14 protein-coding genes are annotated in these 13571 nt (G+C 42.1%); 4 read left to right on the forward strand and 10 right to left on the reverse strand.

Annotated elements, in window-relative coordinates:
- Positions 1–144: 144 nt before the first annotated feature.
- Entirely contained in the window at positions 145–753 is a 609-nt protein-coding gene (locus QQJ93_RS15210; RefSeq protein WP_089124881.1) for a TetR/AcrR family transcriptional regulator, read from the reverse strand.
- Between the two features lie 298 nt (positions 754–1051).
- Between QQJ93_RS15210 and hpt the strand changes: the two genes are divergently transcribed.
- Positions 1052–1582, forward strand: a complete 531-nt coding sequence (hpt, locus tag QQJ93_RS15215; protein ID WP_089124880.1) for a hypoxanthine phosphoribosyltransferase — start codon at positions 1052–1054, stop codon at positions 1580–1582.
- 233 nt (positions 1583–1815) lie between these two features.
- Here the strand turns inward: hpt and can are convergent, their stop codons facing one another.
- Positions 1816–2487: a carbonate dehydratase gene (gene can / locus QQJ93_RS15220; protein WP_089124879.1), complete on the reverse strand. Its 672-nt coding sequence runs from the start codon at positions 2485–2487 to the stop codon at positions 1816–1818.
- Positions 2488–2581: 94 nt separating this feature from the next.
- Between can and QQJ93_RS15225 the strand changes: the two genes are divergently transcribed.
- Positions 2582–3535: an ABC transporter ATP-binding protein gene (locus tag QQJ93_RS15225; RefSeq protein ID WP_089124878.1), complete on the forward strand. Its 954-nt coding sequence runs from the start codon at positions 2582–2584 to the stop codon at positions 3533–3535.
- Positions 3535–4305: an ABC transporter permease gene (locus QQJ93_RS15230; protein ID WP_089124877.1), complete on the forward strand. Its 771-nt coding sequence runs from the start codon at positions 3535–3537 to the stop codon at positions 4303–4305. The genes QQJ93_RS15225 and QQJ93_RS15230 overlap by 1 nt, the downstream gene beginning before the upstream one ends.
- Before the next feature lie 338 nt (positions 4306–4643).
- Here the strand turns inward: QQJ93_RS15230 and panC are convergent, their stop codons facing one another.
- From panC to QQJ93_RS15270, 8 genes are all read right to left on the reverse strand, one after another.
- Positions 4644–5531 (reverse strand): pantoate--beta-alanine ligase, encoded by an 888-nt coding sequence (gene panC / locus QQJ93_RS15235; protein WP_089124876.1) that lies wholly within the window; start codon positions 5529–5531, stop codon positions 4644–4646.
- 29 nt (positions 5532–5560) lie between these two features.
- Complete coding sequence (gene panB, locus QQJ93_RS15240) at positions 5561–6355, reverse strand: 3-methyl-2-oxobutanoate hydroxymethyltransferase (protein ID WP_089124875.1); 795 nt, start codon at positions 6353–6355, stop codon at positions 5561–5563.
- Positions 6356–6374: 19 nt separating this feature from the next.
- On the reverse strand, positions 6375–6860 hold the full coding sequence (folK, locus tag QQJ93_RS15245) for a 2-amino-4-hydroxy-6-hydroxymethyldihydropteridine diphosphokinase (RefSeq protein ID WP_089124874.1): 486 nt from the start codon (positions 6858–6860) through the stop codon (positions 6375–6377).
- Positions 6857–8245 (reverse strand): polynucleotide adenylyltransferase PcnB, encoded by a 1389-nt coding sequence (gene pcnB / locus QQJ93_RS15250; RefSeq protein ID WP_089124873.1) that lies wholly within the window; start codon positions 8243–8245, stop codon positions 6857–6859. The genes folK and pcnB overlap by 4 nt, the downstream gene beginning before the upstream one ends.
- 120 nt (positions 8246–8365) lie before the next feature.
- Positions 8366–9244: a tRNA glutamyl-Q(34) synthetase GluQRS gene (gluQRS, locus tag QQJ93_RS15255; RefSeq protein WP_089124872.1), complete on the reverse strand. Its 879-nt coding sequence runs from the start codon at positions 9242–9244 to the stop codon at positions 8366–8368.
- 86 nt (positions 9245–9330) lie between these two features.
- Positions 9331–9780, reverse strand: coding sequence for an RNA polymerase-binding protein DksA (dksA, locus tag QQJ93_RS15260; protein ID WP_089124871.1), 450 nt, complete (start codon positions 9778–9780; stop codon positions 9331–9333).
- A gap of 135 nt (positions 9781–9915) precedes the next feature.
- Entirely contained in the window at positions 9916–10659 is a 744-nt protein-coding gene (gene sfsA / locus QQJ93_RS15265; protein ID WP_089124870.1) for a DNA/RNA nuclease SfsA, read from the reverse strand.
- Between the two features lie 83 nt (positions 10660–10742).
- Positions 10743–10889 (reverse strand): hypothetical protein, encoded by a 147-nt coding sequence (locus tag QQJ93_RS15270; protein WP_284186111.1) that lies wholly within the window; start codon positions 10887–10889, stop codon positions 10743–10745.
- A 121-nt stretch (positions 10890–11010) separates the two neighbouring features.
- Here QQJ93_RS15270 and hrpB point away from each other — a divergent pair, with 121 nt between their 5' ends.
- Positions 11011–13542, forward strand: coding sequence for an ATP-dependent helicase HrpB (gene hrpB, locus QQJ93_RS15275; RefSeq protein WP_089124869.1), 2532 nt, complete (start codon positions 11011–11013; stop codon positions 13540–13542).
- The last annotated feature ends 29 nt before the right edge of the window (positions 13543–13571 follow it).

A 13571-nucleotide genomic window follows, 5' to 3' on the forward strand; every position in this document is an offset into this window, starting at 1 on the left:
CGTTGATTTTAACGAAGTTAGACGCCTAAAGTGCTGTATTGAGTGACTCCTAGTTATCCGCAGCTGAGGTTAATTAGCCTTGGGCCTCGATAAACGAATAACCTAAACCAAATAATAGTCAGGTAGTCTTATTAACCAATACTCCTAGCGCTTATAAATACACAACATATCTAAGAAGCTAGTGATCAGCTTAGTTAAGTACTGCTTATCTGGCGTGCGGTTAGCTTGAATAAAGAGGGAATAGCATAAGCCATGGAAAAGCTTAGCAATATTACCTGGGTTATGTTTCTCTTCTAATTCGCCATTTTTAATTGCACTAGAGAAAAGATCACGGAAATACTGTTGATGTTTACCGTGTGTTGCTACAAATAATGGCCATACATCATCTCGAGTTGAAGTACTCCATTCAAACCAAATCTTTATCCATTGTGTATCATCTAATACGGTATCGATTAATTGATGGCAAAGGTTATCTAGATTTTGCCTTACTGGAAGCGAGTGATTGATATTTTGATTTAAAAAATCGGTAAAATGTTGTTCTACGTCGCTTAATACTGCTTCAACAAGATCTTCACGAGTGGGGAAGTAATTAAAAACGGTGGCCACCGAAACTTGGGCTATTTCAGCAATATCCGCATGACCACCGCGGCCAATACCACGCCGTGCGAATACTTCTATACCAATTTCTAATAATTGTAATTTTCTTTTTTCTGGGGTTAATCGAGTCCTTGGGCGTTTCGTAATCATATCCATATTAAAGTCCTAAAAATGAGCCTATTTAAATTTCGTCTCGCTTAGTTGATTTCGGTATCAACTAAGCGAGAGATAGCTCTAGAAATAATTATAGTAACGTTTTTTATATTTATTATGTGAATGAGTCTACCTTGGTTGTTTCATGTGTCAATCTGATTAAAACATCATCAATAAGAAGATTGTCGCGGGTAAAAGTTAACGTTAAGGGCTTGCAGTGCTAGAATAGATAGCTTGACGTCAAAGTTTTGCTAATTGGGTAAAACTTATTTTGCTGCAAAATCTAAATATTGAGAAAAGTATGAAACACACTGTAGAAGTAATGATCTCTGAACAGGAAGTGCAAGATCGAGTGAAAGCGCTAGGTAAATCAATTACTGAGCATTATCAAGGATCCGAAAATTTGGTGATTATTGGCCTACTACGTGGTTCGTATGTATTTATGGCAGATTTGTCTCGTTCTATCGAAGTTAATCATCAAATCGACTTTATGACTGCCTCTAGTTACGGAAACGGTATGACAAGTAATCGTGATGTACGAATCTTAAAAGATCTTGATGACGATATTAAAGGCAAAGATGTCCTTTTAGTTGAAGACATTATCGATACTGGTAATACTTTAAGTAAAGTGTGCGAAATTTTAGAAATCCGCGAACCAAACTCAATTGAGATTTGTACTCTTTTAGATAAACCATCACGCCGTGAAGTACACGTTGATGCAAAATGGATTGGTTTTGAAATCCCAGATGAGTTTGTTGTCGGTGTTGGTATTGATTATGCGCAAAACTACCGCCACTTGCCTTATATCGGTAAGGTAGTACCGCAAGAGTAATATATTATTTGTACTTGAAGCTGCGTATTGGTGATGGCGTTCATTTAGTTGTCTTCTCACTGCACAATGACTTTGAGTATAGTAAGAATAAGCAGACTATTCTTACCAGTGATGTTAAATATGAATCAAGATCATTGGTAGAGTGAAATAAAAGTCAGTATTCTTGCAGTATCAACAAAAAAGAGCGACCAAATCGGTCGCTCTTTTAATGACTATTCACTCGTTTGATGGAGTTATATGTTTAGGTTTTCTGGGTTATCTTCATTTAAGATTTTAGCCAGAGAAGCTTGGTGAGAGATTTCAAGTGATTCACGACTGTGGCAGCGAACGCCTAGGTCATTAAGAACACCATCACCAATACCATATACCCAACCGTGAATTTCAATTTTCTGACCGCGTTCCCAAGCTTGTTGAAGCACGGTAGAGTTACCTAGGTTATAAACTTGTTCAGCAACGTTGATTTCACAAAGTTTATTGGCCCACTCTTCTTTAGGGAATTGGCCAAGCCAGTTACGATGTTTTAGGTATAAATCACGAATGTGCAACAACCAGTTATTGATAAGGCCAAGATTTGGATTATCGATGGATGCCTGTACACCGCCACAACCGTAGTGGCCACAAATGATGATGTGCTTAACTTTTAGTACATCGACTGCATATTGAACGACAGATAAGCAGTTGAGGTCAGTATGAATAACTTGGTTTGCCACATTGCGGTGAACAAACAATTCCCCGGAATATAAACCGGTAAGGCGTTCAGCGGGAACTCGACTATCCGAACAACCAATCCATAGGTATTCTGGGTGTTGTGATTCTTCTAATTTAGCGAAAAACTCAGGGCGTTCTGATTTTATCGACTGAGCCCAAGTCGAGTTATTTTGAAATAACTGTTTAATGTCTGGCATGTTATCTTCCTCATTGATCTGCCTAACTATACACAAGACTGAAAAAAATCAAATCCGATTTGTGATCAAATCATCAATTCAGGGTAAAAATATTATGTATGCATTAGAAATTCAAGCGTTACGTAAAGTCTATACGGGTGGTGTCGAAGCGCTGAAAGGGGTGTCTCTCAATGTTGAACAGGGCGATTTTTACGCATTGCTTGGACCGAATGGTGCAGGTAAATCGACTACCATTGGGGTGATCAGCTCGCTAGTCAACAAGACTTCAGGTCGAGTTAAGGTGTTCGGCTACGATATTGATACCGATTTAGTAAAAGCCAAGCAACAACTAGGCTTAGTGCCACAAGAGTTTAACTTCAATCCATTTGAAACGGTTGAGCAAATTGTTATGCAACAAGCGGGTTACTATGGCGTGTCAGTCTCTTTAGCTAAGGAACGTGCTCATAAATATCTCTCTCAGCTCGACCTATGGGAAAAGCGTAATGAGCGTGCGCGTAATTTATCTGGTGGTATGAAGCGTCGCTTGATGATTGCTCGCGCATTGATGCATGAGCCTAAATTGCTGATTTTAGATGAACCAACCGCTGGGGTTGATATTGAGCTACGTCGTTCAATGTGGGAGTTCTTGAAAATGATCAACCAAGAGGGCGTAACGATTATTCTGACGACTCACTATTTAGAAGAAGCAGAAATGCTGTGTCGTAATATCGGTATTATCAACCGTGGTGAAGTGATCGAAAATACTTCGATGAAAGCCTTGTTGAATAAACTACATGTCGAAACCTTTATTTTTGATCTACAAGATTGTGAGCAAGCGCCAGTACTTGAAGATGCTAACATCACGCATTTTTCTCCGAATAGCCTAGAAGTGGAAATTGATAAGACTCAGGGCTTAAACCGAGTGTTTGAACAATTGACGGCTCAAGGCGTACAGGTATTGTCGATGCGTAATAAAGCCAACCGATTAGAAGAATTATTTGTCACTATCGTACGCAATGGTGAAAAGACAAACGTTGAGAAAAAACAAGCACAAGGAGCAACCCTGTAATGGCAGAGTTATATTGGACTGCATTTAAAAGCTTAGTGACTAAAGAGATTCGTCGCTTTATGCGAATCTGGGTGCAAACTATCGTACCGCCAGCGATCACTATGACGCTGTACTTTATTATTTTTGGTAACTTAATCGGTTCACGCATTGGTGAAATGAATGGTTTCAGTTATATGGAATATATTGTTCCAGGCCTGATTATGATGTCGGTGATCACCAACTCTTATTCCAATGTGGCTTCGTCCTTCTTTAGTGCAAAATTTCAGAAGAACATTGAAGAGTTGCTGGTGGCGCCGGTGCCTCATCATATTATTATTTGTGGCTATGTGATGGGCGGGGTGACTCGTGGCTTAATGGTTGGCGCTATGGTAACGGGTGTCTCGCTATTTTTTGTTGATCTTCAAATTCATCATTGGTTTATCATTATTTCGACGGTCTTTTTTACCTCGGTAGTGTTTGCACTTGGTGGACTGATTAATGCGGTATTTGCCGATACTTTTGATGATATCTCGATCATTCCGACCTTTGTGTTAACACCACTAACGTATCTCGGTGGAGTGTTTTATTCGATTAGCTTGCTACCGGAATTTTGGCAAGGTGTGTCGAAAATCAACCCAATCGTTTATATGGTCAATGCTTTTCGTTATGGCTTCTTAGGGGTTTCCGATGTAGGTATCTACACCTCGTTTGGCGTATTGATGGTGTTTATCGTGGCACTGTATAGTGTGGCGTATTATTTAGTGTCGCGTGGTATTGGCTTGCGAAGCTAGTTTGTTTTCAGTAAATAACCTCAGCTGCGGATAACTAGAAGTCACTCAATACAGCACTTTAGGCGTCTAACTTCTTTAAAATCAACGCAATAGGCCAGCTATTGACTTATGATTTTGCCTTGTTATCCATCCCAAATTGCAGCATTGAGAGAAAGTCATCAATCCTAGATACCTGACAGATGTTTTTATCACTTTTATATCAGTGAGTTAGGTTCATTATTGTGACGCTCTTATCCGAAGCTGAGGTTAAATACTCAAAAGCCTGAACATTTTGTGGGATGTTCAGGCTTTTTTCTTGTCGAGTTACGAGCAGCAACGTGCCCGAGGAATCGAGGAACTTATTCTTCTTCACCACCACTTTCTTGGCTATTCTGTGGGTTAAGCTCAACTACTAAGTTATCAATTAAACGCGCTTTACCTAGGAATGCCGACATCAAAATCACAACTTGAGTAGTGTGTTCGTTTGGCAATTGCAGGTTTTCGGCATCACGAATAAAAATTTCATCTGGCTCTAAGTCTGCTGCACGTAATTGATCGTTAGCATCCTCTAGTAGCGAGACATAATCTTCACGTCCACCACGTATTTGACTACCAATCCAGCGCATGGTTCTTGCCAGTACAGGCGCTCTTTGGCGCTCGCTTAAGCTTAATAACCCATTACGTGAACTCATGGCGAGACCATCCATTTCACGAACGGTTGGTACACCGATAACTTCAATATCTAAAGCAAGGTCAGTGACCATTTTTTTAATAACAGCTAGCTGCTGGAAGTCTTTTTCGCCAAAGCAAGCGATATCCGGCTGCACAATATTAAAGAGCTTGGTCACGATAGTGCTTACACCACGGAAATGCCCAGGGCGAGATGCTCCTTCTAGTATGTGTGATAAGCCAGGAACCTCGATGAAAGTTTGTTTGTCTAAGCCTTCTGGGTAGATGATCTCAGGCGTTGGCGTGAACACAAAATCGACACCTTCAGCATTCAGTTTGCTTAGATCATCATCAAGCGTTCTTGGGTAGTTGTTTAAGTCATCAGAACGCTCAAATTGCATTGGATTAACAAAAATACTGACGACAACAATATCGGCATGTTCACGGGCTTTTCGAACCAGTGTGAGATGACCTTCGTGTAAGTTGCCCATTGTTGGGACAAAAGCGATACGACGGCCATCGCGACGGGCACTTTTTAGCGGGTCTTTTAGAGAGAGAGTATCGGCAAAAGTTTGCATACTTATTCCTTACTTATATCAGCACAAAACTATTCAAAGCTATGTTCTGAACCAGGGAATATCCCCGCTTCAACATCTTGAATATATTGCTGAACAGCGGCTTGCATGCTGCCGGTTTCGATTAAAAAGTTTTTTGAAAATTTAGGCATGTAGTTGGCTGAAATACCAAACATGTCATGCATCACTAGAATCTGGCCATCGGTATCTTTACCTGCGCCAATGCCGATCACTGGAATGTGTAGTTCTTGGGTAATCTGCTTCGCCAATTGACTTGGCACGCATTCCAATACTAGAAGTTGGGCACCGGCATTTTGTAGTGCGATTGCATCATCAATAATCTGTTGAGCTTTTTCTTTCTCACGACCTTGGATGCGGAAACCGCCAAAAATATTAACCGATTGCGGCGTTAAGCCAAGGTGAGCGCACACTGGCACTGAGCGTTCTGTCAGTTGTTTGATCGTTTCAACTAACCAGCTTCCGCCTTCAAGTTTTACCATGTTTGCGCCAGCACGCATTAGAATGGCAGCGTTTTCACAAGCTTGCTCTGGAGTGGCATAGCTCATAAATGGCATGTCTGATAATAACAAGCAATTTGGGCTACCGGCACGTACACAGCGAGTGTGGTAGGCGATATCATCAATAGTGACAGGTAAAGTGCTTTCTTCACCTTGCAGAACCATACCGAGTGAATCACCAACTAATAATAATGGCATTTCTTGTTGTTCAAACAACTGAGCAAAGCTAGCGTCATAAGCGGTTGATGTCGCAAACTTACGACCATCCTGTTTCCACTTGAGTAAAGTGTTAATGGATACTTTTTTCATTATTTGGTCCTTATAAGGTCTAAGCTTGCCAAATAGAGAGCCCATTACGGTCGATACTGTTGAGTAGTGACTTGAGCTCTGTCCCATCCGGGAGAGATAAATTAGGGGCAATTTCAAACAGTGGGTAGATAACAAACTCACGTACTTTTATGCCGTAATGAGGCACGGTTAAACGTTCGTTATTAATTACTTGTTTTCCATAAAGCAGAATGTCGAGATCTAAGCTTCTTGGCCCCCAACGTTCTGCTTTGCGAACACGCCCTTGTTGTTGCTCGATAGCTTGAGTGTTATCGAGTAATTCAAGAGGTGATAATTCTGTTTGTATTTCAGCGACAGCATTAATGTAGTCAGGCTGATCTTGTGGGCCCATTGGAGTACTGGAATACAACGATGAGCAAGTAATAAGCTTTATATGGGGGTGATCACGTAAAGCTTCAATAGCTCGTTTCGCTTGTTGTACTGGTTCGGCTAAATTACTGCCGATGGCAATATAGGCGGTAATCATTCTTGAGCCTTTGGTTTAGCGCTTTTTTTCTTAGCGTGTGGGCGTTTACGGCGACGACCTGTTGGTTTTGGTGCGCCTAAGGCTTGTACCATATTTTGCCGATGAATGGATGGAGCGTCTTGAAATTCTTGCCACCACACAGCTAATTCTTCTGTTTGGCCTTGTTCTACTTTGCCGCGCATTTCGAGCATATCAAATCCTGCGCGAAACTTATTCAGCTCCAGCATCTGGAAGGCGCGTTTACCAGTACGACGGGTTAGACGCAGTTGTAGTTGCCAGATATCACGAATGGTCGCACTATGACGACGTGGTATCGCTAAGTGACGCACCTGTTCATCGAGAATATGATTGCTAGCCATCATGATCGCATCGTAATGACTAAGCTTACGTACTTCGGCTAATTCTTTAGCATGTCTTTGTAACGGATACCATAAGAATGCGGCAAACATAAAGGCAGGATTAATACGCTTACCTTCATTGATGCGTTTATCTGTCGACTTTAGGGCGATTTCGACCATTTGTTCGACATCAGAATCTTGGTCTGGTGTGAAGTATTGCGCCACGGTAGGGAATAGGCTGGAAAATAGATCAAATTCACGAAGTAGCTGGTAGGTTGCCCAACCTTGGCCAGATTGCAATAGTTTCAGTGACTCTTCAAATAAACGAGCAGCAGGTACGCCTGTCATTAAATGAGCAAGTTCTTTGATTGGAGCTGCCGTTTTAGGTTCAATGATCATATCCAGTTTAGCGGCAAAGCGAATCGCACGGATCATCCGTACCGGGTCTTCACGGTAGCGCGTTTCTGGGTCGCCAATCATGCGGATCACACCGGCTTTTAGATCTTTCACGCCATTGGCGTAATCATGGATACTGTAATCGGCAATATTGTAGTACATGGCATTGATAGTGAAATCACGACGTTCGGCATCTTCTTCTACCGTGCCGTAGACATTATCACGTAATAGCATGCCTTCTTTTGATTGAGCTGATTGATTTTTTTCAGGCTCTTGATGGTGACCACGAAAAGTGGCAACTTCGATAATTTCTCGACCAAACATGATATGGGCTAAGCGGAAGCGACGACCGATTAAGCGACAATTGCGAAACAGTTGCTTGATCTGCTCAGGGGTCGCATTGGTGGCAATATCAAAATCTTTTGGCTCTTTGTCTAGTAGTAGGTCGCGTACACCGCCACCAACAAGAAAAGCATCGTAGCCATGATTGTGTAATCGATAGAGCACTTTCAGCGCGTTGTCACTGATGTGAGCGCGTGAAATCGTATGCTCTTGGCGAGTGATAATGTTCAGGATAACGTCTCCATTTGAGCGGTTCTGCGCTGAGCTCGATTGGTCAGATTTTGTGTTGGTAAATAGTTTACGGCACAAATTAACAGCTTGAGTGAAAATAACCCACCTCAGTTGTGTTGGTAATGAAATTCTACAGCGAGAACAAATATTCAAAGCAAAGCTAAAAATTTCGCCAATGATAGCCTAGCTAGCCTCATTTTAGAATGGTGAATCGACCTTTAGCGAATTGGGTAGTTGAGCAAGCGTCCAATTTTGACATCCCCATTGCAGTATTTGGTCTATGCTCGCGGACTCAAAATCATTAGGGATAATAAAACCAAGAAAGCGCATCACTTGAATTAACGTGTGCTTAGGATGTTTGATATCCACTGCTGGCGCATGATTTTGTTTTGATAATTTATTGCCTTGAGTATCTACCGCTAGAGGTAGATGAATATAGCTAACTTCGGGCTGTTGTAAGGTGCGATATAGGTTAATTTGCCGGCCAGTTGGTTCGATTAAATCCGCCCCTCTGACAACTTGAGTCACCCCTTGGTCAATATCATCGAGTACGACAGCTAGGTTATAGGCAAATAATCCATCTCGGCGTTTAATAATAAAATCTTCTTGCGCTAACTGCTGCGGGATTTGAATGGTGCCGTGTTTGTTATCGTAAAATTGCGAGATTGCTTCGTTGACTTTAAGGCGAATCGAGCAATTTTCTGAGCTTTTAATCGCTTTTTCTCGGCAAGTACCTAGGTAAAAACCACCAGACTGCTTAATTTGCTTACGCGTACATTGGCAGTAATAGGCATGGCCTGTTTGTAACCAAGTTGCGATTTGTTCTTGGTAGCGTTGGTGGCGTTGACTTTGATAAACCACGGATTGATCCCAATGCAAACCATAGCTTTCTAAAGTGGATAAAATTAAGTTTGCTGCACCCGGCATTTCTCTTGGAGGATCGAGATCTTCCATTCGAACTAGCCATTGGCCATTTTGAGATTTCGCTTGAAAATAGCTGCCAAGTGCGGCAACCAGTGAGCCAAAGTGTAAAGGCCCTGAAGGGGATGGGGCAAAACGACCGATATAGGTGGACATGTAGACTCTCTTATCCAAACCTGAGGTTAACTAAAACAAACAAAAATCGCCCCTAGATAACACTAGAGGCGATTTTGATGGTGTTATTAACCTTGCATTTGCTTTTCTTTAAGCTCTGCGAGGGTCTTACAGTCGATACAAAGATCTGCTGTTGGTCTTGCTTCTAAACGACGAATGCCGATTTCAATGCCGCAAGATTCACAGAAACCAAAGTCATCGTCTTCGATTTTGATCAGTGTTTTTTCAATTTTCTTGATAAGACGACGTTCGCGGTCACGGTTACGTAGCTCTAAGCTGAACTCTTCTTCTTGTGATGCACGGTCAACCGGATCAGGGAAGTTGGCTGCTTCGTCTTTCATGTGACTCATAGTGCGGCTAACTTCTTCATGAAGTTGGTCACGCCATGCTTTTAAAATTTTTGTAAAGTGGTCCATTTGCTCAGGTGACATGTACTCTTCACCGGCTTTCTCTTGATATGGCCCAACACCCGCAATGGCTAGAATGCCTAGCGTTTTTTTCTTGTTTAGTTCTGGCATACAGCGCTCCTACTTGCTCTTTTAACCAATCGCTGGTTAACAAGGGCGGTACATATAGCAGAAAGAATCTTGCTTGGCAAACAAATAGATTGTTGAATGTGAATTTGAATAACAAGATTGTGTTTTTAACAAAGTCTAGTCAATAAATTCAATGGGTGATGCTAATTCTATTCGCTCGGGTGATAGTCGTGCTTTATAGCAGATCACCTCAACACCAACTTCTTTTGCTTGTTTTAAAAGTTGTGAATAATTTGAGTCTATATGGTGGGCACTGGAGACTTTTTCAATCCCAGAATGCAAAACAGCGAAAAAAAGTACCGCTCTGTGCCCAGATTGCACCATTTCCATCAATTCTCGTAAATGTTTTTGTCCACGGGTCGTCACCGCATCAGGAAAGAATCCACGTCCCGCGCCAAATTCATCTTGCAATAAAGTCACGCTTTTGACTTCGATATAGCAAGCTTTACTGGTATGTCGCGATTGAAGGTCGGTATTTGAATGAGGCTCTAGTAAAATATCAACGCGACTGTTTTCACTACCGTATTTCACTTCCGTGCGAAGGTTTGAATAACCAGCCAGTTCGGGGATTTGTTGCTGTTCAATCGCTTCTACTACTAAAGCATTGGCTTTGGCGGTATTGATACAAATAGTGTCGCCTTGCGGTGTGACCGATAACTCCCAACTATTGGGGTATTTTCGTTTGGGATTGTCGGATGTTGAATACCACACTTGATTGCCAGGTTCGGCACAACCAGTCATGGCTCCAGTATTAGCACAATGCATGGTTATGATTTCACCATTTGGTAAAGTAACATCGGCAAGAAAGCGTTTATAACGTTTGATTAAAGTGGCAGATTGCAAAGGTGGAGAAAAAATCATGATGGTTTTTGGTGGCCTTTATTTTGATGGTATTATACCCAAGTGGCTTCAAAATGCAGAATTCAGAGCTATCATCCAAACCTTTAGGCAAGGAAGATTGGCGAAGGAATGTAAGCACCTTTCAAACCAATCTGACGCAGTATAAAGGTTTGGATGAAGCTCCCGAAGGGCAAGTTAAAACAAGCTTTATGCTGCGTCAAATTGAACAGAGATAGAATAACTATGATCATGTCCAATTTTCCTTGCCTAAAACTTGTTTTATTCTTGCTGAAACTCTCATCTTGAAGTTACTTGGGTATAAGCTTATTGGGTAGAATCAGCGCCAATTCATCATGACATAAGGATTTACCCTTGTCACAACTTCCCATCGTTTCAGTTATTGCCTCTTTGCTAGTGGCGTTGCGTGATCATTCGCAGGTGATTCTGAAAGCTGCGCCTGGAGCGGGTAAATCGACTTATCTTCCCAAAGTGCTACTGCAGTCAGGAGCGGATGATATTGGGTTAAAAGGCAAGATCATCATGATGGAGCCGCGTCGTTTAGCTGCTCGTAATATTGCTCATTATTTAGCAAAGCAATTAGGTGAAACGGTCGGTCAAACGGTTGGTTTTCGAGTTAAAGGTGAAGCGAAAGTTAGCACTAATACACGTTTAGAAATTGTTACGGAAGGCGTAATGACTAGGATGATCCAAAATGATCCCGAACTTAGTGGGGTTGGTTTGGTGATTTTTGATGAGTTTCACGAACGTAGTATTCATGCTGATACTGCACTTGCTTTTTGTTTGGAAGCCCAACAAGTGTTACGTGATGATTTAAAAATTTTGCTAATGTCGGCAACTCTAGATCAGCAAGCACTAAAAACCTTGATGCCTCAAGCGAGTTATATCGAATCTGAAGGGCGAGGTTTTCCGATTGATTATCATTATGCCCCTTTAACCGCGAACCAATACCTAGTGCCGCGACTCACACAACTTATTCCTTTATGGCTAGCGAGAGAGTCAGGATCGATGCTGGTATTTTTGCCCGGAGCTAGGGAAATCCGTCAATTGGTTGACAATCTTGAAGAGCTCGATTTATCAGAATCAGGTCTATCAGAGCAGGGGATTGATATTTGTCCTTTGTATGGGCAACTTGATGCCAAGACGCAGCAATCGGCTATCGCGGCTAGTGAATCAGGACGACGAAAAGTGGTGTTGGCAACCAATATTGCTGAGACCAGTTTAACCATTGAAGGCATTCGTATGGTGATGGACTCGGGGTTCGAGCGAGTAGCAAAGTTTGATCCTAAAACGGGTATTACAAGGCTTGAACAAGTAATGATCGCACAATCTTCTGCGCAGCAAAGGGCTGGGCGAGCAGGACGACTTGAACCGGGCGTTTGTATTCGATTATATAGCCAAGAAGCCCTTAAGCTGCAACCGGTTGTGCCACAAGCTGAAATTCTGCACAGCGATTTAACGAGCCTACAAATGGAGTTGCTGTTTTGGGGAGCGAATGCTGTCGATGAGCTGTCTTGGCTTGATCTTCCTCCACAATCAAATCTACAACAAGCAAAAAGCTTATTGAAACAGTTGGGCTTATTGAGCCCTCAAGGGCAATTGACGGTTTATGGCCAACACAGTCAAAAGTTAGGAGTTGAACCTCGTTTCGCTGCGATGTTGCTCATAGCTAAAGACTTGGGTGATGATTATTACCATACCGCGCTGGCGACACTGGCGATGTTAGAGGAGCCGGAAAAGAGCAGCCAAGATATCAGTCAGGATTGGCATCGTTGGAGCCAAGGTGTACATAATAAGGCTTCTTTTTTAGCACGTCGTAGTCAGCAAGTTGGCAAGGCTTGTGGTGTTCCATTTGATAGTAATCGAGTGGATAGTCAACTAATTGGTTGTTGTGTTGCGCTCGCTTTTCCTGATCGGATTGCTCAGAGTCGAGCGAATGGGCAAGGTCGTTTTTTATTGGCGAATGGTCATGGCGCGATCATGGATGAGCGACATGGACTGGCGAATTATTTTTTATCTAATAAGCCTCATCTTGAGAGTGACTTAATTGTAGCGATCGATTTAATGCGTTCTTCTCATTCAATGGCCAGTCAGATCTTTCGTGCGGTGAGAGTTAAAAAGCAAGATATTGAAAGGATCTTTATTGGGCAAATAGAAAGTTTAGATCATGTTCAATGGGTAGAAGTAAGAGGGTGTGTAAGCGCTGAAAAGCAACGTCGATTAGGAGCGTTAGTTTTAGAAAAACAGGTCATTACCGATATCTCCCCGTTACTTAAGCAAGCCGCCATACTCGATTATATTCGTCGCAAAGGTTTGTCGGTACTACCTTGGGAACAATCCAGTACTAACTTATTGAATCGAATTAGAAATGGTATTGAATGGATGCCAGAGCATGATTGGCCAGCGATGAGTGATGACATTCTTTTAGCAAAACTCGAACAATGGCTTGAACCTTACATGGTAGGAATAGATAGCGTTGCCAAAATAAAGCAAATACCGTTATCGCAAGCATTGTTGTCGTACTTAGGTTGGCCGTTAAATCAAGAAATTGATAAGTGGTTACCCACGCATTACCGTTTGCCTACAGGTAGCAATAGAGTCATTCGTTACCAATCTGGAGCTGAGCCGGTACTTTCAGTTCGAATGCAAGAAGTGTTTGGTGAGTCAGATTCGCCATTAATTGCTCAAGGACGTAAAAAGCTCGTGCTAGAATTGCTTTCTCCGGCTCAGCGCCCTTTACAGATCACTCAAGATTTAGCTGGATTTTGGCAAGGGGCATATAAAGAAGTACAAAAAGAAATGAAAGGGCGCTATCCCAAACATGTTTGGCCAGATGACCCAGCTAATCATGTCGCCACGACCAAAACTAAGCGACATTTTTCATAAATTAAGATGGTTAGGCCGTCTTAATGTCG

This window comes from Vibrio algivorus, assembly GCF_030161215.1.
Classification (GTDB): Bacteria; Pseudomonadota; Gammaproteobacteria; order Enterobacterales; family Vibrionaceae; genus Vibrio; species Vibrio algivorus.

Coding starts and splice junctions, on each gene's coding strand:
- QQJ93_RS15210 (WP_089124881.1), bottom strand. CDS start 753: ATGGATATGATTACGAAACGCCCAAGGACTCGATTAACCCCAGAAAAA.
- hpt (WP_089124880.1), top strand. CDS start 1,052: ATGAAACACACTGTAGAAGTAATGATCTCTGAACAGGAAGTGCAAGAT.
- can (WP_089124879.1), bottom strand. CDS start 2,487: ATGCCAGACATTAAACAGTTATTTCAAAATAACTCGACTTGGGCTCAG.
- QQJ93_RS15225 (WP_089124878.1), top strand. CDS start 2,582: ATGTATGCATTAGAAATTCAAGCGTTACGTAAAGTCTATACGGGTGGT.
- QQJ93_RS15230 (WP_089124877.1), top strand. CDS start 3,535: ATGGCAGAGTTATATTGGACTGCATTTAAAAGCTTAGTGACTAAAGAG.
- panC (WP_089124876.1), bottom strand. CDS start 5,531: ATGCAAACTTTTGCCGATACTCTCTCTCTAAAAGACCCGCTAAAAAGT.
- panB (WP_089124875.1), bottom strand. CDS start 6,355: ATGAAAAAAGTATCCATTAACACTTTACTCAAGTGGAAACAGGATGGT.
- folK (WP_089124874.1), bottom strand. CDS start 6,860: ATGATTACCGCCTATATTGCCATCGGCAGTAATTTAGCCGAACCAGTA.
- gluQRS (WP_089124872.1), bottom strand. CDS start 9,244: ATGTCCACCTATATCGGTCGTTTTGCCCCATCCCCTTCAGGGCCTTTA.
- dksA (WP_089124871.1), bottom strand. CDS start 9,780: ATGCCAGAACTAAACAAGAAAAAAACGCTAGGCATTCTAGCCATTGCG.
- sfsA (WP_089124870.1), bottom strand. CDS start 10,659: ATGATTTTTTCTCCACCTTTGCAATCTGCCACTTTAATCAAACGTTAT.
- QQJ93_RS15270 (WP_284186111.1), bottom strand. CDS start 10,889: ATGATCATAGTTATTCTATCTCTGTTCAATTTGACGCAGCATAAAGCT.